Source organism: Methylobacterium iners (genome assembly GCF_022179305.1).
GTDB classification, from domain to species: domain Bacteria; phylum Pseudomonadota; class Alphaproteobacteria; order Rhizobiales; family Beijerinckiaceae; genus Methylobacterium; species Methylobacterium iners.
The window spans coordinates 1-25,747 of sequence record NZ_BPQP01000001.1 but is presented as its reverse complement, the minus strand read 5'-3'; the positions used below and the strand labels follow the sequence as shown (position 1 = coordinate 25,747).

Below are 25,747 nucleotides of genomic sequence, written 5' to 3'. Positions count from 1 at the left end.
CCATCAGGAAACACGAACGGCCACGGATCGATGATCCGCGGCCGTCGAATGGGTGTCGTCGGGGCCGGACGGGCGCAGCCCGACCGGATGGGGATCAGCCGTAGATCGGGAAGCGGTCCGTCAGGGCGTGGACCTTCTCCTTCACCCGCGCCTCCACCTCGGCATCGCCACCCTCGCCCTTGGCGACGAGGCCGTCGAGCACCTCGATGATGAGGCCGCCGATCTGCTTGAACTCTGCGACGCCGAAGCCGCGCGACGTTCCGGCAGGGGTGCCCAGGCGGATGCCCGAGGTGATGGTCGGCTTCTGCGTGTCGAAGGGCACGCCGTTCTTGTTGCAGGTGATGTCGGCCCGCGACAGCGCGGCCTCGGCCGCCTTGCCGGTGAGGCCCTTCCGCTGCAGGTCGACCAGCATCAGGTGGTTGTCGGTGCCGCCCGAGGTGATGTCGTAGCCACCCGAGATCAGGGTGTCGGCGAGCGCACGCGCGTTCTCGACGACCTGGCGGGCGTAGATCTTGAACTCGGGCTTCAGGGCCTCGCCGAAGGCCACCGCCTTGCCGGCGATGACATGCATGAGCGGGCCGCCCTGGAGGCCAGGGAAGATCGCGGAGTTGAACTTCTTGGCAAGCGCCTCGTCGTTGGTGAGGATCAGGCCACCGCGAGGACCGCGCAGGGTCTTGTGGGTCGTCGTGGTGGCGACATGGGCGTGCGGGAAGGGCGAGGGATGCACGCCCGCCGCGACGAGGCCGGCGAAGTGGGCCATGTCGACGAAGAAGTAGGCGCCGACCGCGTCGGCGATCTCGCGGAACTTCGCGAAGTCCCAATGGCGCGGATAGCCCGAGCCGCCCGCGATGATCACCTTGGGCTTGTGCTCGTGGGCGAGCGCCTCGACCTGCTCCATGTCGATGCGCTGGTCATCCCGGCGCACGGTGTAGGAGACGGGCTTGAACCACTTGCCCGAGATGTTCGGCGGGGCGCCGTGGGTGAGGTGGCCGCCGGCGGCGAGATCGAGGCCGAGGAAGGTGTCGCCCGGCTGCATGAGGGCGAGGAACACGCCCTGGTTCGCCTGAGAGCCGGAATTCGGCTGCACGTTGGCGAAACCGCAATCGAACAGGCGCTTGGCGCGCTCGATGGCGAGGTTCTCGGCGATGTCGACGAACTGGCAGCCGCCATAATAGCGCCGGCCCGGATAGCCTTCGGCGTACTTGTTGGTGAGCACCGAGCCCTGAGCCTCGAGCACCGCCCGGGAGACGATGTTCTCCGAGGCGATCAGCTCGATCTCGTGCTGCTGCCGGCCGAGCTCCTGGCTGACCGCGGCGGCGATCTCGGGATCGGCATCGGCAAGAGAAGCCGCGAAGAACGTGTTGGAGAAGTGCTTGTCGGCAGCGGTACCGGCGCTCATGGAAGCCCTCGATTGTTGTACGAGCAGACGCACCCGTTATCCGTCGGCGTGCACGGACGGGTGTTCGAAGGCCGAATTACTACACGGGGGCCAGCGCGAGGCCAAGCACAGCGATTTTTTCTGGCGGCGAACAAAAAATTTGATCGCTCTGCGCCGCGGTGGTTTCGAGAGTTGCGCCTGCCCGTGTCCTGAAGTCGCAGTTCGATCCCGACAAGAAAAGCCTGCGTCTCGGAAAGACGCAGGCTCCAGGACCGCTAGGCCGTTAGGGTTTTATCGCCCGTGGACCTTAGTTTTCCTCGTCTCCCGGCTCGAAAGTCCGTTGCGACATCGTGTCGGCGCTCGCCACCGGGGTCGGCTCCATCAGCGTCGAGGGCACGTTGACGCCGTCGCGCTTGTAGATGTCGTCGCGGAACTGCACGAGGCCGTCCGGGGTCGACCAAGCGGTGATGTAGGTCCAGTAGACCGGCACCGGGCTCGTCATCCGGGCGTCGATGCGCTTGCCGCTCTCGATGGCCTGCTCGACCTGCTCGCGGCCCCAGCCGGGCGTCTCCTTGAGCAGCCAGGTGATGTACTCGCGCACGTTCTGCACCCGCACGCAGCCCGACGAGATGAAGCGGAAATCGTCGCCGAACACGCCCTTCGTGTTGGTGTCGTGCATGAACACACCGTGGGGGTTCGGGATGTTGATGCGCACGATGCCCATCGAGTTGAAGTCGGCGCCGGAATCCTGGCGGTAGGTGTAGCGGGTGCCCTCGTCCGAGAACCAGTTGATCTGCTTGGGCGAGATCTCGCCGCTTCCTGAGAGGATGCGGATCTTGTTGTCCGTGAGGTAGTTCGGATCCTTCTGCATCTTCGGGATCAGGTCCTTCTTCACGATGGAAGCCGGGACCGTCCAGGTCGGGTTGAAATTGATCTCCACCGCCTTGGCGTTCATGATCGGCGACTGGCGGTCGATCTTGCCGACGCCCGCGGCGTGGAGCGTCACGACCTGCCCGTTCTCCACCGTCTGGACCAGCGCGGCGGGAATGTTGGTGATGACGAAGCGGTTGCCGAGGTTGCCCGAGTAGGAGCGCAGGCGCACCGCGTTGATCTCGAGCTGCTTCAGGCGCACGTCGGCCGCCACGTTCATGGCCTGCTGGGTCGTCATGCTCATCGCGCCGGTCTGGCTGAGGCCGTGCCGCGCCTGGAAGCGCTTCACCGCGGCCGCGACGTAGGAATCGTAGACGCCCGAGTTGCCGGAATTGGCGTCGATGTCGCCGGTCACCGCGAGGCGGGCGCGGAGCGCCGCGACCGCCGGCCCCTTCGAGCCGACGCGCAGCCGGTCGGCACCGGAGACCGGCCGCCAGCCGCCCCGGGCAACGATGTCGCGGTAGCGCTCGACCATCTGCTCGGTGGCCGCCGTCGTCTGGGGCGAGAGGATCGGCGTTGAGGAGCGCTGAACCTGCATCTGCGCGGGGGCAGCGTAGTCCTGCGCCCATTCGGCCTGGGCGAAGCCGGCATCGCGCGCCGCGGCAGGCCCTGAGGCGGCGACCGTGGCGAGGAGCGCGAGAGCGAGCGTGCGGGTGGAGACGGCCTGGTTCAGCATCGACGGGACTCTGACCTGCTCTTGTGGTGCGGCATGCGAGACCTGGGTACTCCGCGTTCCTAGCGGAGCATCCCCGATCGCTTCGGCCGCGAAATTGTCGGGCTACGGTTAAGAACTCATGCCCTCCGGGCCACAATGTGGCGCCCCTCGGGCGATGATGTGCCCGCGCGCACCTGCGGCGTGGGCGCAACAGCGCGCCGATGCCGCTTGGGGCCCTAATGGTCGGGACCCCGCGAATCGGCTATCGCCCTGGAATGGCTCGGATCGGCCCCTCGCGAAGCGTCCTGCGCGCGATCACTGCGGTGGTCGCGCTCTACGCATTCATGCTGCAGGCCTTTCTCGGTACAATGCTGCCGGCGGCGGCGATGGCCCATCCCGGCGTAATCTGCGCACCAGAGGCTGGGCTGGCCGAGGGCGAGGCGCCGGGCACGCCGCATCATGCCGACCACGCCCAGTGCTGCATCGCACCGTCATGGGCGGTGCAGGCCGAGGCGCCCGCATCCGCTGCGTCGGCCCTCGCCTGGCCCTCCCGCCCCGTCCTCCAGTTCGCCTGGGGAGTCGAAGCCGCCCATCCCGCTCGGTCGCCGCCGCGATCGATCGCCCATCCCAGAGGTCCGCCCGCAATCTGAACCGATCGCCTCTCCGATCCCTTCAGACATGCGGACCCTGATCCATGAATCCGATTCCCCGGGCCGAGCTCTTCGCCGCCCTCTTCCTCACCCTGTCAGCCACCGCCGCCCTCTCGCACGCCACCCTCGAGCGGGGGCAGGCGAGCCCGAACGCGAGCTACCGCGGTGTCGTGCAGATCCATCACGGCTGCAAGGGCGAGCCGACGACCCGCGTCAGCGTCACGATCCCCGAGGGTGTGATCGGCGCCAAGCCGATGCCGAAGGCGGGTTGGCAGGTCGCCGCCGAGCGGGGGCCCTATGCCCGCGCCTATCCCTACTTCCACGGCGACGTCAGCGAGGGCGTGAAGCGCATCACCTGGAGCGGCGGCAGCCTCGCCGACGATCAGGTCGACGAGTTCACCTTCCTCGCGCGGATCACCGACGCCTTCGCGCCGGGCAGCACCGTCTACTTCCCCGTCGAGCAGGATTGCACGAGCGGCAATCACCGCTGGACGGATATCCCGACGGCGGGGGCGGCCAAGCTGAAGTCGCCGGCGCCCGGCGTGACGATCGTGGCCGGCCCGGCTCCGAGCCCCGCTGCCAAGGCCGCCGACGTCAGGGCCGAGACGCCTTGGATGCGGGCGACGCCCGGCGGCGCCAAGGTCGCCGGCGGTTACGTGCGGATCGTGAATTCCGGTACTCAGGCCGACCGCCTGACCGGCGGCTCGGTCCCCTTCGCAGGCAGCGTGTCGATCCACTCGATGTCGATGGATGGCGGCGTCATGCGGATGGCGACCGTCGAGGGCGGCCTCGTCGTGAAGCCGGGTGAAACGGTCGAGCTGAAGCCCGGCGGCTACCACCTCATGTTCGAGGATCTGAAGGGCGCTACGCCCAAGGCCGGAGAGACGGTGCAGGGCACCCTCACCTTCGAGCGCGCTGGAACCGTGCCGGTGATCTTCACCGTCGCGCCGATCGGCGCCAGCGGCCCGGACGCGAAGTCGTCGGCCGCCCCGGCACCGGCCGGCGGGCACCACCACCACTGAACGCGCCTCCGGTCGATCGGGACCGGTCGCGGTTAGCGCGCGGCTCTCCCCATGCGGGGAGGGAGGCGTGTCCCGGCCCATCGATCCACCGGCAACGTCAACCTCCATGAGGACGCGCTGACGCGCCGCGAGAGACCGCGGCTGCGAGGCGCGAGCCGGAGCCCTGGACCATGCCCTCGTCCCTGATCCGTGGGAGCGCAGTCGCGCTCGTCCTGGTCCCCTTGCAAACGGCCTACGCCGAGAGCACGCCCTCCACGAGTCTCGCGGAACTCGCCGTCGAGGCGGCCGCGGGCTCCCTCACGGTGCCGAGCGTCGCCCGCCAGCGCGAGATCGTTCAAGCCACCGTGGGCTCGGTCGCCTTCGTCGATGCCAAGGACATCCAGGACCGCTACACCAACACCCTGCGCGACGTCCTCAGGGACACGCCCGGCGTCTTCGTCCAGCCGCGCTACGGCCAGGAGCTGCGCCTCTCGATCCGCGGCTCGGGGATCAGCCGCGGCTTCCACCTGCGCGGCATCGAGCTCCTGCAGGACGGCATTCCCCTCAACCTCGCCGATGGCAGCGGCGACTTCTACCAGGTCGACCCGCTCACCCTCCGTTCGATCGAGATCTACAAGGGCGGCAACGCCCTCACCTTCGGCGCGACCACGCTTGGCGGCGCGGTCAACGTCGTCACGCCGACGGCCTATACGGCGCTCAGCCCCACCATCCTGCGGATCGACGGCGGCAGCTTCAACACGCTGCGGGAGAGCTTCCAGGTCTCGCGGGTGATCGGGCCGCTCGACTTCTTCGTCGGCGGCACTCTGACCAATGCGGACAATTTCCGCGATCACGAGACGCAGATCACGCGCAACTTCAACGCCAATGTCGGCTACCGCATCGCGCCCGGCATCGAGACGCGCTTCTACGCGGGCGTCTACCTGACGAACCAGAAGCTGCCCGGCACGCTGAGCCTTTTCAACGCGCTCAACAACCCGACGCTCGCCAACCCGACCGCGATCACGGGCAACCAGTCCCGCAAGGTCGAGACGGAGCGGATCGCCAACCGCACCTCCTTCGCCCTCGACGTCGGCACCCTCGACATCGATTCCTGGGCCATCCACAAGTCGCTCTACCACCCGATCTTCCAGGTGATCGACCAGGACGGCTGGACCTACGGCATCGCCCCGCGCTGGTCTGGCAGCTTCGATGTCGCGGGCTTCCGCAACGACACGATCCTCGGGCTTCGCGCCTTCGCCGGCCAGAACTCGGCCCGGCAATATGTCAACGTCCGCGGCAATCGCGGCGCGCAGACGCTGGAGGCCCTGCAGAGCGCCGCGAACTACGAGGCCTATGGCGAGAACCGCCTCTGGTTCCTGCCGGACGTCGCCCTGATGACCGGAGCGAAGCTCTTTTCCGCCAACCGCACCTACAGCAACAAGGGCGGGTTCTCAGGAACCAACCGGCTCCCGTCCTTCGCCAACGAGACCTACACGGGCGTGAACCCGAAGGTCGGGCTTCTGTGGCAGCCCTTGCCCGAGATCCAGGTCTTCGGGGACGTGGCGCGCTCGCGCGACGTGCCGGACTTCTCCGACCTCGTCCAGACGAACACGCTCGGCACCACCTTCGTGCCCCTCCGGGCCCAGCGCGCCTGGACCTACGAGGCCGGCGCCCGCGGCCGGATCGACCGGGTCGCCTGGGACGTCACCCTCTACCGCGCGGAGATCCGGGACGAGCTCATCAACTTCGCGGTCAATCCGGCCCTCGCCATTCCGGCCGCCACCTTCAACGCGCCGCGCACCCGCCACCAGGGCGTCGAGGCAGCCCTCTCGGTCGAGATCCTGCGCGATCTCGGCACGACGGGCGACCGGCTCAGCCTCGCAGGAATCTGGACCCACAACGACTTCCGCTTCCGGTCCGACCCGGTCTTTCGGGACAACCGCATCGCCGGCGTCCCCGACGACGTGCTGCGGGCAAGCGTCACCTACGCTCACCCAAGCGGTCTGCGCCTGACGCCTTCCATCGACTGGGTGCCCACGGGCGCCTTCGCCGACCACGCCAACAACCTGCGGGTCCCCGGCTACGCGCTGATCAACCTTGAAGCGGGCATCGATTTCGCCCATGGCGTCACGCTCTTCCTCGACGCCCGCAACCTCGCGGACAAGCGCTACGTCTCCGACATCTCCGTCGTCACCGACGCCCGGACGGCTGGAGGATCTGGCCTCGCCGCCTTCTACCCAGGCGTCGGGCGGAGCTTCTTCGGCGGGGTTCGGGCATCGTTCTGAAGGCTGCTCGTCGCACGGTGCCAGCCGAGACCTTCGCCGGCGAGAGGGCTGCATCACCTGCGCTTTCCGTCTACCAAGCGCCCATGCGATCCGATGCTCCAGCCCCCGAGGCGCCCCATCCCGACGTTTATGTCGGGCGGGACGGCTGGCTGTTTCTGACCGGGGGGAGCAACCGGGTGCTCGCGCAATACGGAGTGCCCGGCTTCTCACGGGCGGCCCTGTGGCGCTGGCGGCGGCTTCTCGAAGATCGGGTTCGGCGCTGCAATCGGCTCGGCATCCGCTTCGCCCACGTCGTCGCGCCCGAGAAACTCTCGGTCCAGCTCGACGCTCTCGACGGGCTGGAGTTCGACCCCGACCGCGCCCCTGCCCTGCGGCTGGCGCGCTGGCTGCGCCTCTCGATCGCGCAGGGCGCCTGGATCGACCTTGTCGGTCCGTTCCGGGCGAGGGCCCGCGCGAGCGCGCTCTACCGGCGCACGGACTCGCACTGGACCTTCGCCGGCGGCCTGCTGGCCTACCAGGCGATCTGCCGGCATCTCGGCGTGGCTCCGCGCGAGGATTTCGAGGCACGCCGGACAGGCTCGGACGACCTCATGAACACGGGCGACCTCGGCCTGAAGCTCGACCCGCCGCGCGCCGAGGTCGCGGAGAGCTGCGTGTTCGCCTCTGAAGCGCGCCGTGTCCACGCCAACCGCCTCCTCCTGGAGCTGGAGGCCAAGGGCCGCGGCTACGACGCGCATATCGGGGCGCAGGCCGTGTTCCGGAACGCGGCCGCGCCAGACCCGCGGCGCCTCGTCCTGTTCGGCGATTCCTACGCGCACCACACGCCGAACCCGCGAACCGGCACCCTGACGCCGCTCCTCGCCGACACCTTCGCCGAAGTCCACATGCTGTGGTCGACGAGCGTCGACTGGGCCTACCTGGAACGGGTCCGGCCGGATTTCGTCGTCACCGAGATCGCCGAGCGCTTCATGATCGACCTGCCCCAGCGAAACTTCTCCATCGAGCGGCTGGCGGAACTGGCGATGGCGCGCAAGGGCGTCTGATCCGGGCCGGCGGGTCTTACGCGGCGCGGCTTTTCCCGGCGTGAATCTCTGTCGCGACGGTGTCGAGAACCTCGCGACAGGCGGCTGCGACGGCGCGATGCGCGAAATCCGCTGGGTCACCGGCTTCGATCGCCCGCTCCAGGTCCTTGCACAGGCTGGACAGCCTGGCGAAGCCGAGGAGGCCGGCGGAGGAGACGAGCGCGTGCGCCTCGCGTTTCAGGACGTTCGGCTCCCAGGGTCCGGGGCCGATCAGCGCGCCACCTTCGATCTGCTCGGCGAGGCGAAGGAGGAGGGAATGGACCGTGGAGGGCGAGAGCATCTCGGTGAGCTCGGCCAGCGTCTCGCGGTCGAGCACGGGTTCCGATGCGACACGGACCGCGTCCGTCGCGGCGCTCCGGTCGGTCAGACATGTCGCGGCACCCGGCTCCGCCGCGGCAAGCACCTGATCGACCGCGGCCAGAAGCTCCTCGCGCTTGAAGGGCTTGCCGACATGCCCGTTCATCCCGGCCTCCAGAAGCGCGGCGACCTGAGCCGGCAGCACGTTCGCCGTCATCGCGAGGACGGGCACGGTCCCGTAGGGCGACGGCAGGCTGCGGATCTGCCGCGTCGCCGTGATCCCGTCGATCACGGGCATCTGCACGTCCATCAGGACGAGGTCGTAGGCCGTGCGCTCGACCGCCGTGATGGCGTCGGTCCCGTCCGTCGCCTCGTCCACCGCGTGCCCCGCCGCCTCCAGCACCGCCCTGGCGATCTCGAGGTTCATGGCGATGTCATCCACGACGAGGATTCGTCCCCTCCGCCCCGTCCTCTGACCCGCCACGCGCTCCAATGCGGGCGGCGCGAGCGCCGCCGGCGGCAGCGGCACGGCGAAACGGAAGGTCGAGCCACGACCCTGGACGCTCTCGACGCCGATCTCGCCGCCCATCAGCTCGACGAGCTGCTTGCTGATGGCGAGGCCGAGCCCGGTGCCGCCGAACTCGCGCTGCACGGAGCTGTCGACCTGGCTGAAGCGCTGGAACAGCCGCCCGAGCTTGTCCTCGGGGATACCGACACCCGTATCGGCCACGGCGACGCGCAGGCTCGCGGCGCCCTCGACGACCGGGCAGCCGACGGTGACCGTGACTTGGCCGCGGCGGGTGAACTTCACGGCGTTGTTCAGCAGGTTCAGCAGCACCTGCCGCAGACGGTCGGCATCGCCCGACAGGCCCGGCGGGAGATCGGGGTCGAGGGCGACGGTGATCGTGGTGCCGTTGGAATCAGCATGCCTGCGCAGGATCGCCACCGCCTCCTCGACGAGGGAGGCAGGCGAGAAGGGTCGCGGCACAAGCTCGACCTCGCCCGCCTCGATCTTCGAGAAATCGAGGATGTCGTTGACGATCGTGAGCAGGGACGAGCCGGAGCTGCGGATCAGCTCGACCTGCCGGCGCAGGTCGGCCGGCAGATCGGTCCGGTCGAGGATCAGGCCCGTGAAGCCGATGACGCCGTTGAGCGGCGTGCGGATCTCGTGGCTCATCGTCGCCAGGAACTCAGTCTTGGCGCGGCTGGCCAGCTCCGCGGCATCCTTGGCGGCCTCGATCTCGGCCTGATGCCTGCGCCGCTCGCGGATGTCGCGGAAGGTCGCGACGATGGTCGGCGCGTCGCCCGTCGCACCCGGGATCCGCCGGAAATTGCCCTCCACCCAGCTCCAGCCGTCGATCTTGTGCAGGCTGCGGTAGGCAACCGCGACCTGTGTTTCGCCCCGGCCGAGCCGTGCCGTCGCTTCGTAGAGGATCTTCAGGTCGTCGGGATGGACGTAGTCGCGCAGGCGCATGGCGGCGAGTTCGTCCGGCGCGAAACCCAGCAGCCGCTCAGAGGCGGGCGAGATGTAGGAGCGCCGGCCGTCGTCGCGGCCGAGCATGATCAGCTCGCTGGTGTTCTCGGCGAGCACCCGGAACCGGGCCTCGCTCTCGGCAAGCGCCCGTTCCCGGCCCTTGCGCTCGGAGATGTCCTGGATGAAGGCGTTGAAGGCCCTGTCCGCACCGGTGCCGGTCGCGGAGACGGTGACCTCGACGGGGAACGCGGTGCCGTCGCGACGGCGGGCGATCCGTTCGACGCGCTTGCCGGCTGACTCGCCCTCTCCGTCCGGCAGGAACGAGCCGGCGTCCGAGGCTGAGAACGTCTCGGAGGCGGGCCGGCCGATCACCTCGGCCGCAGGCCAGCCGAACATCCGCTCGGCGGCCCGGTTCAGGGCCGTGACGAGGCCGGACCCGTCCAGGGAGACGAAGGCGTCGTTGGCCGAATCCAGGATCTCGCGCTGCTTGGCCGCAGCGGCCCGGATCGCCGCCTCGGCCGCCCGCATTCGCCGCTCACGCCGGGCGAGGCCGATCCCCAATCCCACCAGAGCCGCGGCCGCGGCGGCGAGGCCGGTCCCCTGCAGCAGCGCCTCCCGGCGCCAGGGCGCCAGGACCTCGTCGAAGCTCCGGGCGGCGAGCACGAGAACGGGATAGGCCTCGAGACGCTCGAAGGCGGCGATGCGTTCGACGCCGTCCACCGCCGAATGATAACGCATGATGCCTTCCCGCGCGCCCGGCTTGGCGTTGCGGAACAGGGGAGAGCGCGAGAGGTCACGGCTGGCGAGATCCGGATCGAAGGGATGCCGGATGAGGAACCGCTTCTCGTCGCTGATCAGGGCGATGGCGCCCTTCTCGCCGACGCCGACCCGCTCGTAGAAGGTGCTGAAATAATCCGGGTTGAGGGAGGCGACCACGACGCCGCCGAAGGACCCGTCCGGCCGGTTCCACCGCTTCGACAGCGGAACGATGGCCTTGCCGCTGATCCGTCCCCTCGTCAGGTTGTCGATGTGGAGGCCGCGGCCCTCATAGGCGCGGTGCAACCGGAAATACGGCCGATCGGTCGTACCGATGACGCCCTGGCGCTCGCTCGCCGCGGACGAGACGATCCACTCGCCGTCCGCATCCAGGACCGCGACGTTCCGCGCCGGAACGGCGGCCTTGGAACGTCCGACGAGGAAGGACTTGAAGGCGGCCGGGTCGGACAGGCCACCTTCTTCCAGCCGCTCGACGATGCCGCCGAGGATCAGATCAACGCCCTCGATGCTCCGCTCCATATGCTGGGCCAGGGAGCGGCTGAGATTGCGGACTTCGTTCAGGGCCTCAGCGACCGCCGTGCGGTAGGCGCGCTCGATCTGCCAGCCGCCGAACAGCAGGATAAGCGCCGCCGCGACGATCGCGACATTCGCCGGATTCCGGACGAGGAGCGATCGACGGTCGCCTCGCGGCGGGGCGGTATCAGCGGCCATCGGACACCGCTACCCGAGAGGCTTTGCTCTCTCCTTAACGGAACCGTATTCGTGATACCGCGACGGCGGAGAGATCGCCTCAGTACAGTCCGCCCGCCTGGGCGGCCCGGTCCGCATCCACCGGCACCGCGGCCGTGGCCGGTGCGACGTAGGCGTCGGGCGGGGCGGTGCCCGGCTTGAAGGCCTCCAGGATGGTGCCGCCGCCCTCGCCCGAGCCGGCGCGCATGCCGCTCGACGCGGCGACGCGGATCAGCTTGATCCCCGGCGGCACGCGGAACGGCGTCGGCGGCTTGTCCTTGAGCGCGTCCTTCAGGAAGCTGAGCACGATCGGCGCGGCGAGGCCGCCGCCGGTCGCCCGGTCGCCGAGCGAGCGCGGCTTGTCGAAGCCGACATAGACGCCCACCGCGAGGTCCGGCGAGAAGCCGACGAACCAGGCGTCCTTGGCGTCGTTCGTGGTACCGGTCTTGCCCGCGAGCGGCTTGCCGATCTGCTTCAGGATCGTCGCCGTGCCGCGCTGGACCACGCCCTCCATGATCGAGACCATCTGGTAGGCGGTCAGCGGATCGAGCACCTGCTCGGAATCGTCCACGAGCTTGGGCTCGTCCTGGCCCGACCATTTCTCGGCGTCGCAGCCGAGGCACTTGCGGTTGTCGTGCTTGTAGATGGTCTCGCCCACCCGGTCCTGGATGCGGTCGATCAAGGTCGGGCGGATGCGCCGGCCGCCATTGGCCAGCATCGAATAGGCCGTGACCATGCGCATGACGGTCGTCTCGCCGGCGCCCAGCGACATCGGCAGCACGGGGAGCATGTCGTCGTAGACGCCGAAGCGGCGGGCGTACTCGGCGATGAGCGGCATGCCGACGTCCTTGGCGAGCCGCACGGTCATCAGGTTCTTCGAATGCTCGATGCCGTAGCGCAGGGTGTGCGGGCCGCTCGCCTTGCCGTCGTAGTTCGAGGGCGACCACGCCTCCTGGCCGGGGCCGGCCTCGATGGTGATTGGCGAGTCCTGCACGATCGAGGACGGGGTGTAGCCGTTGTCGAGCGCCGCCGAGTAGACGAGCGGCTTGAAGGACGAGCCCGGCTGGCGCTGGGCCTGCGTCGCCCGGTTGAACTGGCTCTCGTCGAAGGAGAAGCCGCCGACCATGGCATGGACGCGGCCCGTATAGGGGTCCATCGCCACGATGGCACCGGAGACCTCGGGCCGCTGGCGCAGGCGGTAGGTGTTGCGCGCGCTGTCCAGCGCCTCGACGTAGACGACGTCGCCGGCGCTGAGGCCGTTCGCGGGGGTGCGCCCGGTCCAGCGCATCCCATCGGGGGCGATCGTGCCGGTCTCACGCTCCTTGGAAACCGCGCCGGACGCCTCGCGGCGCGGCTGCAGGCCGATCTGGACCTGGTTGCCGGTGGTGCTCAGGACGACGGCGAGCCGCCAGGGCGCCACGTCGCCGAGCGCCGGAACCTCGGAGACGGCGAGCCCCCAATCGCGACCGACGAGGTCGACCTTGGCCTGCGCCCCGCGCCAGCCCTGGCGCTGGTCGTAGGTGATGAGGCCGTCGAGCAGGGCGCGGCGCGCCCAGGCCTGCATCTTCGGGTCGAGGGTGGCGCGCACGGAGAGCCCGCCCTCGTAGAGCTTCTTCTCGCCGTATCGCTCGGTGATCTCGCGCCGGACCTCTTCGGTGAAGTAGTTGGCGTTGGCGGCGTTAGCGAAGGCGACGCGCGGGTTGACGCTCAAGCCCGTCTTGCGCGCGGCCTCGCTCTCTTCCTTCGTGATGTAGCCGTTCTGGGCCATCAGCCCGATGATCTCGTTGCGCCGGCTCAGCGCCTCCTGGGTCTTGCGATAGGGGTGGTAGTTGTTCGGCCCCTTCGGCAGGGCGGCGAGGTAGGCCGCCTCGTTGATCGTCAGCTCGTGCACGGACTTGCCGAAATAATCGAGCGCCGCCGCCGCGACCCCGTGCAGGTTGCGGCCCGGCACGATCGTGCCGAGGAAGATCTCGTTGAGGTAGAGCTCGAGGATCTTGTCCTTCGAGTAGGTCGCCTCGATCCGGAAGGCGATCAGCGCTTCCTTGACCTTGCGGTCGAAGGTCTGCTCGTTCGTGAGCAGGAAGTTCTTGGCGACCTGCTGGGTGATGGTCGAGGCGCCCTGCTTCTTGCCGCTGCGGGCGTTCGTCAGCACCGCGCGAACGATGCCCTCGGGATCGACGCCGCCATGCTTGTAGAAATTCTTGTCCTCGGCCGAGAGGAAGGCGGCGATCACGATCTTCGGCATCGCCTGGATCGGCAGGTAGAGCCGGCGCTCGTTGGCGTATTCGGCGAGCAGGGAGCCGTCGGAGGCGTGGACGCGGCTCATCACCGGCGGCTCGTAATTGGCGAGCGCTGCGTGGTCCGGCAGGTCCTGGCTGTAGATGTAATAGAAGTAGGCGCCGACCGCGGCGACCACCACGAACAGCATCGCGCCGATGCTGAACAGGAAGCCGAAGAAACGAAGGATGAAGCGCATCCGGGTCCCGTCCGTCGATGATCCGCAGCCAGCCGGAACCGCGGGGCTGCAAGCCGCGCGCTCAATCGATATGGCCTTTAGCGGCGTTCGCGTGTTCCCCGATTCGGGCGTCCACGCCGAATCGTCGGCGTCGGTCCGGCCGGGGCGTTCCGTCGCCCCGTTCTCACACCGCTTCTATGGTGAAACTGGGGCGATGGCCGCCGAACGCCGCGGCGCCGGCCGGGTCAGGCTGGTGCGATTGGCGAAGAAGGCATCGATCGCCTTGCCCATCGCGCCGGTGACCTCGGTGCGCCAAGTCTCGGATTGCAGAAGGTCGAGGTCGCGCTTGCTCGAGAGGTAGCCGAGCTCGACCAGGACCGAGGGCACGTCGGGCGAGCGCAGCACCACGAAGCCGGCCTCCCGGTGCGGCTTGGGGCTCAGCTCCATCACCGGCCCGAGCTGCGCCATCAGGCCCTTGGCGAAGCCCGACGAGAAGCTGCGGGTCTCCCGCAGCGTGAGCTCCTGCAGGATGTCGGCGACCTGGGCCGGCCCCTCCACGGTCTCCGTCCCTGCCGCCACGTCGGCGCGGTTCTCGCGCTCGGCGAGCTTGGCGGATTCGGCGTCGGTGGCCCGCTCCGATCCGGTATAGACCGTGGCGCCCCGCACTTGCGGCGCCGACGAGATCGAATCCGCGTGGATCGAGACGAGAAGGTCGGCGTTCGCCTCGCGGGCGAGCCGCACCCGCTCGGAGAGCGGCACGAACACGTCGCGGTCGCGGGTCATCCGCACGCGGTAGCGGCCCGAGCCCTCAAGACGGGCGACGAGGGCCCGGGCGAAGCCGAAGACGATGTCCTTCTCGAACACCCCGGTCGCCGCGATCGCGCCGGGATCGGTGCCGCCGTGGCCGGCATCGATCATGATGAGCGGGCGGGGATCGGCGGGCTCCGGCGCGGCCGCGGCCTTGCGCGAGGCCGGCGAGGGATCGCTGGCCACCGCCGCGCGGCGGAAGCCTTCGCGGTCGCTGCGCTGGAAATCGATCGAGAGCAGGACCGCGCCGTCGCGGGGCCGCGTCACGGTCTCGATCCCGCCGACGGTCGCGGGCTGCGCGAGATCGACCACGATCCGGGAGCGGCCGGGCGCGAACAGCCCGTAGCGGAACGAGGCGACCACGCCCTCGCGGCGGCGTCCGGCCTCCGGGCCGAGTTGGAAGTTGACCTCGGGCAGATCGATCACGGCGCGGTCCGGGCGCTCCATCACGAAGGCGCGGGCGTCGACCGCCTTCGAGAGGGTCAGGGTCAGGCGGGTCGTCCCGCCGGCGCCGGGCCCGAGTTCCGCGGCGATCGCCACGGCGGCGCTCCCCTGCGCGGTCGTGCGGCTGCGCCCGGCATCCTGCGCGAAAGCGGGCAAGCCGGCCGTTAGGGCGAGCGAGGCGAAGACCGTGAGAACGGGGGAGCAGAGGGCGCGTGGAAGCATCGGTCCGAGGGCGGTGCGTTGCTTTTCGTTAAGGCATACGGTCGGGATGGTTAACCGTTCCTCACCCTCTCGACCCTGTTCGCGGCCCGTTGTTGCTGCCCTGCGACAGAGTCCGGCCATGCATCCGCAGCATGGGGCAGCGGCGCCGGGATCACAGCGGACATCCAGAGGGCCGAAAAGGTCGCACGGGGACGCCTGACGCGGTGCCTACCGGCCGAACCGCGGGCTTCCCATCTACGGGATCGACGCCACCCGCCGCGATCGTCGCGCCGCCGAGAAATCGCCTCGCCGGTGCAGCCTCGGGGCGCCCTTGTCCTCCCGAGGGGCGTCGTCTAAGTCCCTGGTGCACAGTCTGACATTGGAGCAATTCCACGCGGCCCGCCGCGGCTCCGTGCACGTCCCACCGCGACCCATCGAGAGAGGTGTCGGATGACCGGCCTGCTGGCGGATTACCTGCCCCTCATCGTCTTCATCGGCGTGTCGCTCTTCATCGCGGTGGCGTTGCTCGTGGCGCCGTTCCTGGTCGCCTACAACAGCCCCGACCCGGAGAAGCTTTCGGCCTACGAGTGCGGCTTCAACGCCTTCGACGATGCGCGCATGAAGTTCGACGTGCGCTTCTACCTGGTGGCGATCCTGTTCATCATCTTCGACCTCGAAGTCGCCTTCCTGTTCCCCTGGGCCATCACCTTCGGCGAGCTCGGCTGGTTCGGGATGTGGTCGATGATGATCTTCCTCGGCGTGCTGACGGTCGGCTTCGTCTACGAGTGGCGCAAGGGCGCCCTCGAATGGGACTAGCCTACAACGCCGCCAGACCCGAAGCCTGATCCCGAGAAACCGATGGCCTTCACCCCCGAACTGTCCCGCGCCCGGGCGATCGCGCCCGCCCCCAAGGGGATCATCGATCCCAACACGGGCAAGCCGATCGGCGCGGACGACCCGACCTTCCTCGCCTTCAACGACGAGCTCGCCGACCGCGGCTTCCTCGTCACCTCGGCCGACGACCTCATCAACTGGGCGCGCACCGGCTCGCTGATGTGGATGACCTTCGGGCTCGCCTGCTGCGCAGTCGAGATGATGCAGATGTCGATGCCGCGCTACGATTGCGAGCGCTTCGGCTTCGCTCCGCGGGGCTCGCCGCGCCAGTCCGACGTGATGATCGTCGCGGGCACCCTGACGAACAAGATGGCGCCTGCCTTGCGCAAGGTCTACGACCAAATGCCGGAGCCCCGCTACGTCATCTCGATGGGCTCCTGCGCCAATGGCGGCGGCTACTATCACTATTCCTACTCGGTGGTGCGCGGCTGCGACCGGGTCGTGCCGGTCGACATCTATGTGCCTGGCTGCCCGCCGACAGCGGAGGCGCTGCTCTACGGCGTGCTTCTTCTTCAGAAGAAGATCCGCCGCACCGGCACGATCGAGCGGTGAGCGCATGACCAACGGCATCACCATCCTGCGCCATACCCAGCCGGCCTCCGGCGACGCGGCGCTGCAGGCGCTGTCCGACCATGTCGCCGGCGCTCTGGGACCCGCCATCGTCGAGCGGACCATCGCCCTCAGTGAGCTGACCCTCGTCGTCCAGGCCTCGGACATCGTCTACGCGCTGACCTACCTGCGCGACGACCCGGCCTGCGCCTTCCGCTGCTTCATCGACATCTGCGGTGCGGATTATCCGGGCCGCGAGAAGCGTTTCGACGTCGTCTACCACCTGCTCTCCCTGCGCCATAACCGGCGCATCCGGGTGAAGGTGCGCACGGACGAGCAGACGCCCGTCCCCTCCGCGATCGAGGTGTTTCCGGCCGCCAACTGGTACGAGCGCGAGGCCTACGACCTCTACGGCATCCTGTTTTCAGGGCATCCGGACCTGCGCCGGCTGCTGACCGATTACGGCTTCGAGGGTCATCCCCTGCGCAAGGACTTCCCGCTCACGGGCTTCGTCGAGGTCCGCTACGACCAGGACGAGGCGCGGGTCGTCTACGAGCCCGTGAAGCTCACGCAGGAATTCCGGAACTTCGACTTCCTGTCGCCGTGGGAGGGCACGGAATACGTGCTGCCCGGCGACGAGAAGAAGTCGGCTTGAGGTCCCCATGACCGAGCACAACATCCGCAACTTCGCGATCAACTTCGGCCCGCAGCATCCGGCGGCGCACGGCGTGCTGCGCCTCGTGCTGGAACTCGACGGCGAGATCGTCGAGCGGGTCGATCCGCATATCGGCCTGCTCCACCGCGGCACCGAGAAGCTGATCGAGTACAAGACCTACCTGCAGGTGACGCCCTATTTCGACCGGCTCGATTATGTCGCGCCCATGTGCCAGGAGCACGGCTTCTGCCTGGCGATGGAGAAACTGCTCGGGCTCGAGGTGCCGCGCCGCGGACAACTCATACGGGTCCTGTTCTCCGAGATCAGCCGCCTGCTCTCGCACCTCCTCAACGTTACGACGCAGGCCATGGATGTCGGCGCGCTGACGCCCCCGCTCTGGGGGTTCGAGGAGCGCGAGAAGCTGATGATCTTCTACGAGCGGGCGTCGGGCGCCCGGCTCCACGCCAACTACTTCCGTCCGGGCGGCGTCCACCAGGACCTGCCGCCGGCGCTGATCGACGACATCGAGGCCTTCTGCGATCCCTTCCTGCAGGTGGTCGACGACCTCGACGACCTCGTCATGGGCAACCGCATCTTCAAGCAACGCAACGTCGACATCGGCATCGTCACGGTGGACGAGGCCATGGCCTGGGGCTTCTCGGGCGTGATGGTCCGCGGCTCCGGCATCCCGTGGGATCTGCGCAAGTCGCAGCCCTACGAATGCTACGAGGAGATGGAATTCGACGTTCCCGTGGGGAAGAACGGCGACACCTACGACCGCCAGGTCATCCGCATGGAGGAGATGCGCCAGTCCGTGCGCATCATGAAGCAGTGCATCGCCAAGCTCCGTGAGCCTGCGGGCCAGGGGCCGGTCACGGCGCTCGACGGCAAGGTCGTGCCGCCGCCGCGCCGCGAGATGAAGCGCTCGATGGAGGCGCTGATCCGCCACTTCAAGCTCTACACGGAAGGCTTCCACGTGCCGGCGGGCGAGGTCTACGCCGCGGTCGAGGCGCCCAAGGGCGAGTTCGGCGTCTACCTGGTCTCGGACGGCACCAACAAGCCCTATCGCTGCAAGATCCGCGCACCCGGCTTCGCCCATCTGCAGGCGATGGACTGGATGTGCCGCGGCCACATGCTGGCCGACGTGTCCTGCGTGTTGGGGACGCTGGACATCGTGTTCGGTGAGGTGGACCGGTGAGGGAATTCAGGGTTTCGAACTGATGGCTAACCGCAGACTCGCCCCCGCCGCCGAGCAGCCCCAGAGCTTCGCCTTCTCCCCGGAGAACGCGGAATGGGCCAAGGGCCAGATCGCCAAGTACCCCGAGGGTCGGCAGGCCTCGGCGGTGATCCCGCTCCTGTGGAAGGCGCAGGAGCAGAATGGCGGCTGGCTGCCTCAGAAGGCCATCGAGGCGGTGGCCGACGAGCTCGGCATGCCGCATATCCGCGTGCTCGAAGTCGCGACCTTCTACACGATGTTCGCCCTGGAGCCGGTCGGCCGGTTCTGGATCCAGCTCTGCGGCACGGTGCCCTGCGATTCCTGCGGCGCGCGCGAGTTGAAGGACTATCTCCACAAGCGCCTCGGCGCCCCGGGCCATGTCAGCGCCGACGGCAACTTCTCCTGGCTCGAAGTCGAGTGCCTGGGCGCCTGCTGCAACGCGCCGATGGCCCAGATCAACCAGGACTACTACGAGGATCTGAATCCGGAGCTCCTCGGCAAGCTCATGGACGACCTCGCCGCGGGTCGTCCCGTCAAGGTGGGCTCGCAGATCGGCCGGACGTCGTCCGAGCCGAAGGATGCGGTGAACACGCTGACCGACCCGACGCTGTTCGACGGCTCGCGCGTCGGCGCCTGGCGCAAGCGCTTCGAGGAGACGGGCAGCGAGCCGGCTTCGACTGGCGAGGCGGCGTCGAGCGAGCAGCGCGCCGCCGCCGATCCGAAGCCGGCCCGGCCCAGTGCCGGCCGGGCGGTCGGGACCGCCGCGATGGATACGCCCGTACAGCGCAGCGCGGCCGGGCAGGCGCCGGTTTCGGCGGAGGACCGGAAGGCGGCCTCCGACGAAACCGTCTCCACGGCGAAGGAGGGCGAGGTCCGGCCGACCGATCCGCCCAAGCTCGACGCGCCGGCCGAGATCGTGGCGAAGGGCGAGGCGGCCGGCGCCGAAGCCGGCCACCAATCCGCTCTGACGCGCGGCGAAACTCCTCCGCAACCCGTCGTTTCGGGTGCCAGCGAGGGCGTCGAGGCTGCGGAAACCGAGGAGGCGCGGATCGCGAAGGCGCTCTCCGCCCTGCCCAAGGACGCGAGCCCCGAGCAGAAGGCCGATGCGGTCGGCCGCCGCCCTGCGGGTCTGGACGCCGCGCGTGCCGGCGGGCCGGACGCGCTCACCAAGGTCAAGGGCATCGGTCCGGGCAACGAGGCCCGGCTGCACGCTCTCGGCATCTACCATTTCGACCAGATCGCGGGCTGGAGTCGCGACGAAGTCGCCTGGGTCGGGACCTATCTGGCATTCCCGGGCCGCATCGATCGCGAGGGCTGGGTGGCGCAAGCTGCCGCGCTCGCTAGCCAGCCGAAACAGTGAGCCGCTGACATGCTCTCCGATCAGGATCGCATCTTCACGAACCTCTACGGGCTGCACTCCCCCGGCCTGGACGCCGCCAAGAAGCGCGGCGCCTGGGACGGCACCAAGTTCCTGCTCGAGATGGGCCGGGACTGGATCATCGAGGAGATGAAGGCCTCTGGTCTGCGCGGCCGCGGCGGCGCCGGCTTCCCGACGGGCCTGAAGTGGTCGTTCATGCCCAAGAAGTCGGATGGGCGGCCCCATTACCTCGTGGTCAACGCCGACGAATCGGAGCCCGGCACCTGCAAGGATCGGGAGATCATGCGGCACGATCCGCATCTCCTGATCGAGGGCTGCCTGCTGGCCTCGTTCTCGATGGGGGCGCATGCCTGCTACGTCTACATTCGCGGCGAGTACGTCGCGGAGAAGTACGCCCTGCAGCGCGCCGTCGACGAAGCCTACGAGGCCCGGCTCGTGGGCCAGGACAACGTCCACGGCTACCCGTTCGACATCTACGTCCACCACGGCGCCGGCGCCTATATCTGCGGCGAGGAGACGGCGCTGATCGAAAGCCTCGAGGGCAAGAAGGGGATGCCGCGGCTGAAGCCTCCCTTCCCGGCCAATATGGGCCTCTACGGCTGCCCCACGACTGTGAACAACGTCGAGTCGATCGCGGTCGCCGGCACGATCCTGCGCCGGGGCGGCGCTTGGTTCGCCGGTCTCGGCGGCAAGAACAACACCGGCACGAAGCTGTTCTGCGTCTCGGGCCACGTTAACAAGCCGGGCAACGTCGAGGAGGAACTCGGCATCACCTTCCGCGAACTCATCGACAAGCATTGCGGCGGCATGCGCGGCGGCTGGGAGAACCTCTTGTGTTCCATCCCCGGCGGATCGTCGGTCCCGCTGGTGCCGGCCGAGCAGATCATCGACGCCAAGATGGATTTCGACACCCTGCGCGGCCTCGGCTCGGGCTTAGGGACCGCCGCGGTGATCGTCCTGGACAAATCGACCGACATCGTGGCGGCGATCGCCCGCATCTCCTATTTCTACAAGCATGAGAGCTGCGGCCAGTGCACGCCCTGCCGGGAGGGCACCGGCTGGATGTGGCGGGTGATGCTGCGCATGGCGGAAGGCCGGGCGCAGCGCCGCGAGATCGACATGCTGCTCGACGTCACCAAGCAGATCGAAGGTCACACGATCTGTGCGCTGGGCGACGCCGCGGCCTGGCCGATCCAGGGGCTGATCCGCCACTTCCGCCCGGAGATCGAGCGCCGCATCGACCGCTACAGCGCCAACCCGCACAGCGACCCCCTGCCGATGGCGGCGGAGTGATCCGCGTCATCGCACCAAGGTTCGAGACCGAGAAGCACGAATGACCAAACTCCTCGTCGACGGCATTGAGGTCGATGTTCCGGCCGAGTACACCCTGCTCCAGGCCTGCGAGGTCGCGGGCGCGGAGATCCCGCGCTTCTGCTTCCACGAGCGGCTGTCCATCGCCGGCAATTGCCGGATGTGCCTTGTCGAGCTGAAGGGCGCGCCCAAGCCCGTGGCGAGCTGCGCCTACGCCGTGAAGGATTGCCGGCCCGGCCCCAACGGCGAGCCGCCGGAGATCCTGACGCGCTCAGGCACCACCAAGAAGGCCCGCGAGGGGGTCATGGAGTTCCTCCTCATCAACCACCCGCTCGACTGCCCGATCTGCGACCAGGGCGGCCATTGCGACCTGCAGGACCAGGCGATGGCCTACGGCGTCGACTCGACCCGCTACGGCGAGAACAAGCGCGCCGTCGAGGAGAAGTATATCGGCCCGCTGGTGCGCACGGCCATGAACCGCTGCATCCACTGCACCCGCTGCGTCCGCTTCCTCGCCGAGGTCGCCGGCGTGCCGGATCTCGGCGCCATCGGTCGCGGCGAGGACATGGAGATCACGAGCTACCTCGAATCCGCCATGGGCTCTGAGCTGCAGGGCAACGTCGCCGACCTCTGCCCCGTGGGCGCCCTCGTCCACAAGCCGCAGAGCTACAACATCCGCCCCTGGGAGCTCTCGAAGACGGAATCGATCGACGTCATGGACGCGGTCGGCTCGGCGATCCGGGTGGATGCCCGCGGCCGCGAGGTCCTGCAGATCGAGCCGCGCGTCCACGAGGGCATCAACGAGGAGTGGATCTCCGACAAGACGCGCCACGCCGTCGACGGTCTGAAGCTGCAGCGCCTCGACCGGCCGTATCTCCGCGAGAACGGGCGCCTGCGCCCGGCCTCCTGGGGCGAGGCCTTCTCGGCCATCGCGGCGCGGGTGAAGGGCGCGGATGCCCGGCGGATCGGTGCCATCGTCGGCGACCTCGCCGCCGTCGAGGAGACCTACGCCCTGAAGCGCCTGATGCAGGCGCTCGGCGTCAAGAACCTCGATGGCCGCCAGGCTGGCGAGACGATCGATCCGGCCTGGGGCCGGGCCGCCTACATCTTCAATCCGACCATCGCCGGCATCGAGGAGGCCGACGCGATCCTGCTCGTCGGGACGAACCCGCGGCTCGAGGCCTCCCTCCTCAACGTCCGCATCCGCAAGCGCTGGCGGATGGCGCCGCTCGCCGTCGGGCTCATCGGGGAACCGGCGGACCTCACCTATCCCCACACCTATCTCGGCGCCGGACCGGAGACCCTCTCGGACTTGGCCGCCGGGCGCCATAGCTTCGCGGAGGTGCTGAAGGGCGCCGAGCGGCCGCTGGTGATCGTCGGCGCCGGTGCGCTCGCGCGGCCCGACGGCGCGGCGATCCTCTCGGCGGCGGCCGCCCTCGCCTGGGAAATCGGTGCCGTCACGGCGGAGTGGAACGGCTTTGCCGTGCTCCAGAACGCGGCCGCGCGCGTCGGCGCCCTCGACCTCGGCTTCGTGCCCGCGGAAGGCGGGCTCGACCTCGCGGGCATGATCGCGCCGGGCGCGCTCGATGTGGTCTTCAATCTCGGCGCCGACGAGGTCGAGATCGGGCCGGGCGCCTTCGTGATCTACCAGGGCACGCACGGCGACCGCGGCGCCACCCGCGCCGACGTGATCCTGCCCGGCGCCGCCTACACCGAGAAGAGCGCGACCTACGTGAACCTCGAAGGCCGCGTTCAGACGACGAACCGCGCGGGTTTCCCGCCGGGCGACGCCCGCGAGGATTGGGCGGTGCTGCGCGCGCTCTCCGACGTGGTCGGCCAGCGCCTGCCCTTCGACTCGCTCAGCGCCCTGCGCCGCGCGCTCTACACCGATCACCCGCACTTCGCGGCCCTCGACGCGATCGAACCGGGCGATGTCGTCGCGACGGTGGGGCAACTGGCGGCCTTGAGCGGCGAGCCGGCGAAGGCGCCGTTCGCGGCGGCGATCCGAGATTTCTACCTGACCAATCCGATCGCCCGAGCCTCGCGCGTGCTCGCCGAATGTTCGGGGCTCGCCCGCGGGCAGGCGCTGGAAGCCGCGGAATAAGGGGCCGCCGCCATGAACTGGGACCTCCTCGGCACGGTGCTGCTCCTCGTCCTCAAGAGCTTCGTGCTGCTCTCGGCGCTGCTCGTCTTCATCGCCTACGCGCTGCTCGCCGACCGCAAGATCTGGGCGGCGGTGCAGCTCCGGCGCGGCCCGAACGTGGTCGGGCCCTGGGGCCTGCTGCAATCCTTCGCCGACCTGCTCAAGTTCGTGCTGAAGGAGCCGGTCATTCCGGCGGGCGCCAACAAGGGAATCTTCCTGCTGGCGCCGCTCGTCTTCGCGACCCTGGCGCTGGCGGCCTGGGCGGTGATCCCGCTGGCCGAGGGCTGGGCCATCGCCGACCTCAATGTCGGCATCACCTACATCTTCGCGATCTCGTCGCTGATGGTCTACGGCGTGATCATGGGCGGCTGGGCCTCGAACTCGAAATACGCCTTCCTCGGCGCGCTCCGCTCCACCGCCCAGATGATCTCCTACGAGGTCTCCCTCGGCTTCGTGATCATCTGCGTGTTGCTCTGCGCCGGCTCGCTCAACCTCTCGCGCATCGTGATGGCGCAGGACACCGGCCTCGGCCTGTTCGGCTGGTACTGGCTCTGGCTGTTCCCGATGTTCGTGGTGTTCTTCATCTCGGCCATGGCCGAGACGAACCGCCCGCCCTTCGACCTGCCGGAGGCCGAGTCGGAGCTCGTCGCGGGCTACATGGTCGAGTATTCCTCGACGCCCTACCTGCTGTTCATGCTGGGCGAGTACGTGGCGATCATGACCATGTGCGCGCTCGGCACCGTGCTCTTCCTCGGCGGCTGGCTCTCGCCGATCCCCTTCGCGCCCTTCACCTGGATCCCGGGCGTGATCTGGTTCGCGCTGAAGGCGAGCTTCCTGTTCTTCATGATCGCCATGGTGAAGGCCATGGTGCCCCGCTACCGCTACGACCAGCTCATGCGGCTCGGCTGGAAGGTGTTCCTGCCGATCTCCCTCGCCTCGGTGATCGTCGTGGCCTTCGTCCTGAAACTCACCGGCCTCGCGCCGGTGCCGCTTCCCACATAACGCATTGTTTTTTCGCGCCGTCTCACGGAAAACCGCACATACTTTTCCCGGACGGCGCTACAATGGACATCGCGCCATGCAGCTCGATCAAGTCGCCAAGAGCCTTCTGCTGAAGGAGTTCGTGTCGGGGTTCGTCCTCGCCATGAAGTACTTCTTCAAGCCGAAGGCCACGATCAACTATCCCTTCGAGATGGGCCATCGCGGCCCGCGCTTCCGGGGCGAGCACGCCCTGCGCCGCTATCCCAACGGCGAGGAGCGCTGCATCGCCTGCAAGCTCTGCGAGGCGATCTGCCCGGCCCAGGCCATCACGATCGAGGCGGGGCCGCGCCGCAACGACGGAACCCGGCGCACCACCCGCTACGACCTCGACATGGTGAAGTGCATCTATTGCGGCATGTGCCAGGAGGCTTGCCCCGTCGATGCCATCGTCGAGGGGCCAAACTTCGAGTTCTCGGTGGAGACCCGCGAGGAGCTGCTCTACGACAAGGAGAAGCTCCTCCTGAACGGCGATCGCTGGGAGCGGGAGATCGCGCGCAACCTCGCGGTGGATGCGCCTTATCGGTAGGGAGCGAACGGCCGGTGGGGCGGTCCTGGTTCCGCGATCCGGCCGAGCGACCGCAACCCTGCCATTCGCCACCGCGCAACGCAGACCTGTTGTGCCCCGCAAGACCGGGTTCTATAGACGGCTGGCGTTTCCGGCCCATCGCTAGGCTGAGGCAGAAGGGGCCGCCCTCGGGGCGGCTGATCCCGACCATCGCATGAGTGCAGCCGCCGCCTTCTTCTACCTGTTCGCGGGCATCACCATCGCCTCAGGCTTCATGGTGATCGCCTCGCGCAATCCCGTCGCCTCGGTGCTGTTCCTGATCCTCGCCTTCGTGAACGCGGCCGGCCTTTTCGTGCTGATGGGCGCCGAATTCCTCGCGATGATCCTCGTCGTCGTCTATGTCGGCGCCGTCGCCGTGCTGTTCCTGTTCGTCGTGATGATGCTCGACGTCGATTTCGCGCAGCTCCGCCAGGGCTTCCAGCAATACCTGCCGGTTGGCGGGCTGATCGGCGCGATCTTCCTCATCGAGCTCATCCTGGTGGTGGGCTCCTGGTCGATCGATCCGGGCCTGGTCCAGGCGCCGCTGGGCACGGTCGCGGGCACCGAATCCATGACGAACACGCAGGCGCTCGGCCGCGTGCTCTACACCGACTACGCCTTCTTCTTTCAGCTGGCCGGGCTGATCCTCCTCGTCGCGATGATCGGCGCCATCGTTCTCACCCTTCGCGACCGCCCGGGCGTCAAGCGCCAGAACATCTCGGTGCAGAACACGCGCACGCAAGGCATGGCGGTGGACACGATCAAGGTGCCTTCGCGCCAGGGCGTGGAGGTCTGATGATCGGCTTGAGCCACTACCTGACGGTCGCCGCGATCCTGTTCACGCTCGGCGT

General features: G+C 68.6%; 19 protein-coding genes. 14 read left to right on the top strand and 5 right to left on the bottom strand.

The window, feature by feature from the left end; genetic code table 11:
• Positions 1–94: 94 nt before the first annotated feature.
• Positions 95–1,399: a serine hydroxymethyltransferase gene (gene glyA / locus MFF55_RS00095; protein WP_238241827.1), complete on the bottom strand. Its 1,305-nt coding sequence runs from the start codon at positions 1,397–1,399 to the stop codon at positions 95–97.
• A gap of 286 nt (positions 1,400–1,685) precedes the next feature.
• Positions 1,686–2,984 carry a L,D-transpeptidase family protein gene (locus MFF55_RS00090; RefSeq protein ID WP_238241821.1) on the bottom strand — a complete coding sequence of 433 codons (1,299 nt, stop codon included), beginning with the start codon at positions 2,982–2,984 and terminating at the stop codon, positions 1,686–1,688.
• 254 nt (positions 2,985–3,238) lie between these two features.
• On the opposite strand from MFF55_RS00090, the gene MFF55_RS00085 reads away from it, so the two are divergent.
• From MFF55_RS00085 to MFF55_RS00070, 4 genes are all read left to right on the top strand, one after another.
• On the top strand, positions 3,239–3,613 hold the full coding sequence (locus MFF55_RS00085) for a hypothetical protein (protein WP_238241819.1): 375 nt from the start codon (positions 3,239–3,241) through the stop codon (positions 3,611–3,613).
• Between the two features lie 44 nt (positions 3,614–3,657).
• Positions 3,658–4,635 (top strand): DUF1775 domain-containing protein, encoded by a 978-nt coding sequence (locus tag MFF55_RS00080; protein WP_238241818.1) that lies wholly within the window; start codon positions 3,658–3,660, stop codon positions 4,633–4,635.
• 170 nt (positions 4,636–4,805) lie between these two features.
• On the top strand, positions 4,806–6,899 hold the full coding sequence (locus MFF55_RS00075; RefSeq protein WP_238241814.1) for a TonB-dependent receptor family protein: 2,094 nt from the start codon (positions 4,806–4,808) through the stop codon (positions 6,897–6,899).
• Between the two features lie 83 nt (positions 6,900–6,982).
• Positions 6,983–7,942: an alginate O-acetyltransferase AlgX-related protein gene (locus MFF55_RS00070; RefSeq protein ID WP_238241811.1), complete on the top strand. Its 960-nt coding sequence runs from the start codon at positions 6,983–6,985 to the stop codon at positions 7,940–7,942.
• A gap of 16 nt (positions 7,943–7,958) precedes the next feature.
• On the opposite strand, the gene MFF55_RS00065 is transcribed toward MFF55_RS00070, so the two are convergent.
• From MFF55_RS00065 to MFF55_RS00055, 3 genes are all read right to left on the bottom strand, one after another.
• Complete coding sequence (locus MFF55_RS00065; RefSeq protein WP_238241804.1) at positions 7,959–11,240, bottom strand: PAS domain S-box protein; 3,282 nt, start codon at positions 11,238–11,240, stop codon at positions 7,959–7,961.
• A 79-nt stretch (positions 11,241–11,319) separates the two neighbouring features.
• A complete protein-coding gene (locus tag MFF55_RS00060) occupies positions 11,320–13,734 on the bottom strand; it encodes a penicillin-binding protein 1A (protein WP_238241800.1) in 2,415 nt (804 codons plus the stop codon).
• Positions 13,735–13,908: 174 nt separating this feature from the next.
• Positions 13,909–15,186 carry an N-acetylmuramoyl-L-alanine amidase gene (locus MFF55_RS00055; protein WP_238241798.1) on the bottom strand — a complete coding sequence of 426 codons (1,278 nt, stop codon included), beginning with the start codon at positions 15,184–15,186 and terminating at the stop codon, positions 13,909–13,911.
• A gap of 429 nt (positions 15,187–15,615) precedes the next feature.
• Here MFF55_RS00055 and MFF55_RS00050 point away from each other — a divergent pair, with 429 nt between their 5' ends.
• The 10 genes from MFF55_RS00050 (at position 15,616) to MFF55_RS00005 (ending at position 25,692) form a co-directional block, all read left to right on the top strand.
• Positions 15,616–15,981, top strand: coding sequence for an NADH-quinone oxidoreductase subunit A (locus tag MFF55_RS00050; protein ID WP_238241796.1), 366 nt, complete (start codon positions 15,616–15,618; stop codon positions 15,979–15,981).
• 42 nt (positions 15,982–16,023) lie between these two features.
• A complete protein-coding gene (locus tag MFF55_RS00045) occupies positions 16,024–16,611 on the top strand; it encodes a NuoB/complex I 20 kDa subunit family protein (RefSeq protein WP_238241795.1) in 588 nt (195 codons plus the stop codon).
• Between the two features lie 4 nt (positions 16,612–16,615).
• A complete protein-coding gene (locus tag MFF55_RS00040; RefSeq protein ID WP_238241793.1) occupies positions 16,616–17,263 on the top strand; it encodes an NADH-quinone oxidoreductase subunit C in 648 nt (215 codons plus the stop codon).
• Positions 17,264–17,270: 7 nt separating this feature from the next.
• On the top strand, positions 17,271–18,461 hold the full coding sequence (locus tag MFF55_RS00035; RefSeq protein ID WP_238241787.1) for an NADH-quinone oxidoreductase subunit D: 1,191 nt from the start codon (positions 17,271–17,273) through the stop codon (positions 18,459–18,461).
• Positions 18,462–18,483: 22 nt separating this feature from the next.
• Positions 18,484–19,839 (top strand): NADH-quinone oxidoreductase subunit NuoE, encoded by a 1,356-nt coding sequence (nuoE, locus tag MFF55_RS00030; protein WP_238241783.1) that lies wholly within the window; start codon positions 18,484–18,486, stop codon positions 19,837–19,839.
• Between the two features lie 9 nt (positions 19,840–19,848).
• Positions 19,849–21,150, top strand: a complete 1,302-nt coding sequence (gene nuoF / locus MFF55_RS00025; RefSeq protein ID WP_238241780.1) for an NADH-quinone oxidoreductase subunit NuoF — start codon at positions 19,849–19,851, stop codon at positions 21,148–21,150.
• Between the two features lie 40 nt (positions 21,151–21,190).
• Entirely contained in the window at positions 21,191–23,272 is a 2,082-nt protein-coding gene (nuoG, locus tag MFF55_RS00020; protein WP_238241779.1) for an NADH-quinone oxidoreductase subunit NuoG, read from the top strand.
• A 12-nt stretch (positions 23,273–23,284) separates the two neighbouring features.
• Positions 23,285–24,313: an NADH-quinone oxidoreductase subunit NuoH gene (gene nuoH / locus MFF55_RS00015; RefSeq protein ID WP_238241773.1), complete on the top strand. Its 1,029-nt coding sequence runs from the start codon at positions 23,285–23,287 to the stop codon at positions 24,311–24,313.
• A 76-nt stretch (positions 24,314–24,389) separates the two neighbouring features.
• Positions 24,390–24,878: an NADH-quinone oxidoreductase subunit NuoI gene (gene nuoI / locus MFF55_RS00010; protein WP_238241771.1), complete on the top strand. Its 489-nt coding sequence runs from the start codon at positions 24,390–24,392 to the stop codon at positions 24,876–24,878.
• Between the two features lie 193 nt (positions 24,879–25,071).
• Positions 25,072–25,692, top strand: coding sequence for an NADH-quinone oxidoreductase subunit J (locus MFF55_RS00005; protein WP_238241769.1), 621 nt, complete (start codon positions 25,072–25,074; stop codon positions 25,690–25,692).
• The last annotated feature ends 55 nt before the right edge of the window (positions 25,693–25,747 follow it).

What these genes read in the sequence shown, in the direction of transcription:
- nuoI (WP_238241771.1), top strand. Translation starts at nt 24,390, where the DNA reads ATGCAGCTCGATCAAGTCGCCAAGAGCCTTCTGCTGAAGGAGTTCGTG.
- nuoF (WP_238241780.1), top strand. Translation starts at nt 19,849, where the DNA reads ATGCTCTCCGATCAGGATCGCATCTTCACGAACCTCTACGGGCTGCAC.
- MFF55_RS00035 (WP_238241787.1), top strand. Translation starts at nt 17,271, where the DNA reads ATGACCGAGCACAACATCCGCAACTTCGCGATCAACTTCGGCCCGCAG.
- MFF55_RS00055 (WP_238241798.1), bottom strand. Translation starts at nt 15,186, where the DNA reads ATGCTTCCACGCGCCCTCTGCTCCCCCGTTCTCACGGTCTTCGCCTCG.
- MFF55_RS00065 (WP_238241804.1), bottom strand. Translation starts at nt 11,240, where the DNA reads ATGGCCGCTGATACCGCCCCGCCGCGAGGCGACCGTCGATCGCTCCTC.
- MFF55_RS00090 (WP_238241821.1), bottom strand. Translation starts at nt 2,984, where the DNA reads ATGCTGAACCAGGCCGTCTCCACCCGCACGCTCGCTCTCGCGCTCCTC.
- MFF55_RS00070 (WP_238241811.1), top strand. Translation starts at nt 6,983, where the DNA reads ATGCGATCCGATGCTCCAGCCCCCGAGGCGCCCCATCCCGACGTTTAT.
- MFF55_RS00050 (WP_238241796.1), top strand. Translation starts at nt 15,616, where the DNA reads ATGACCGGCCTGCTGGCGGATTACCTGCCCCTCATCGTCTTCATCGGC.
- nuoH (WP_238241773.1), top strand. Translation starts at nt 23,285, where the DNA reads ATGAACTGGGACCTCCTCGGCACGGTGCTGCTCCTCGTCCTCAAGAGC.
- MFF55_RS00005 (WP_238241769.1), top strand. Translation starts at nt 25,072, where the DNA reads ATGAGTGCAGCCGCCGCCTTCTTCTACCTGTTCGCGGGCATCACCATC.
- MFF55_RS00075 (WP_238241814.1), top strand. Translation starts at nt 4,806, where the DNA reads ATGCCCTCGTCCCTGATCCGTGGGAGCGCAGTCGCGCTCGTCCTGGTC.
- MFF55_RS00060 (WP_238241800.1), bottom strand. Translation starts at nt 13,734, where the DNA reads ATGCGCTTCATCCTTCGTTTCTTCGGCTTCCTGTTCAGCATCGGCGCG.
- MFF55_RS00080 (WP_238241818.1), top strand. Translation starts at nt 3,658, where the DNA reads ATGAATCCGATTCCCCGGGCCGAGCTCTTCGCCGCCCTCTTCCTCACC.
- MFF55_RS00045 (WP_238241795.1), top strand. Translation starts at nt 16,024, where the DNA reads ATGGCCTTCACCCCCGAACTGTCCCGCGCCCGGGCGATCGCGCCCGCC.
- nuoG (WP_238241779.1), top strand. Translation starts at nt 21,191, where the DNA reads ATGACCAAACTCCTCGTCGACGGCATTGAGGTCGATGTTCCGGCCGAG.
- MFF55_RS00040 (WP_238241793.1), top strand. Translation starts at nt 16,616, where the DNA reads ATGACCAACGGCATCACCATCCTGCGCCATACCCAGCCGGCCTCCGGC.
- glyA (WP_238241827.1), bottom strand. Translation starts at nt 1,399, where the DNA reads ATGAGCGCCGGTACCGCTGCCGACAAGCACTTCTCCAACACGTTCTTC.
- MFF55_RS00085 (WP_238241819.1), top strand. Translation starts at nt 3,239, where the DNA reads ATGGCTCGGATCGGCCCCTCGCGAAGCGTCCTGCGCGCGATCACTGCG.
- nuoE (WP_238241783.1), top strand. Translation starts at nt 18,484, where the DNA reads ATGGCTAACCGCAGACTCGCCCCCGCCGCCGAGCAGCCCCAGAGCTTC.